Source organism: Paraburkholderia sp. SIMBA_053 (assembly GCF_046534895.1).
GTDB lineage: Bacteria > Pseudomonadota > Gammaproteobacteria > Burkholderiales > Burkholderiaceae > Paraburkholderia > Paraburkholderia caledonica.
In genome coordinates this window covers 1-280 of sequence record NZ_JAWRXU010000503.1, presented here as the reverse complement: position 1 = coordinate 280, position 280 = coordinate 1, and the positions used below count along the sequence as shown (strand labels likewise).

Below are 280 nucleotides of genomic sequence, written 5' to 3'. Positions count from 1 at the left end.
GACGCAAAGTAATCGCCCGCGGCGAACACGAGTTCGTACTCGCCCGGAACCAGCGCGTCGCCTTGCAGCAGCGGTTCGTCGCAGCGGCCGTCGTCATTGGTGAGGGTGGTTTTCAGCGCGCGGCGCGTGTCGCCCGAAAGCGCGAAGAGTTCGACCTTGATGCCCGCGCCGGGACGGCCGTTCGCGGTGTCGAGCACATGGGTAGTGAGCTTTCCCATTCGCAGTTTTCCTTGTGTGTTTGCGAGGTTTCGGCGGCAGCCCGATCCAGATACGTTGCGGC

1 protein-coding gene is annotated in these 280 nt (G+C 63.9%); it reads right to left on the bottom strand.

Going from position 1 to position 280, the window contains the following annotated elements; genetic code table 11:
• The coding region (locus SB753_RS36625; RefSeq protein WP_410805019.1) for a hydroxyisourate hydrolase at positions 1-218 on the bottom strand (218 nt) is incomplete at its 3' end.
• Positions 219-280: the final 62 nt, after the last annotated feature.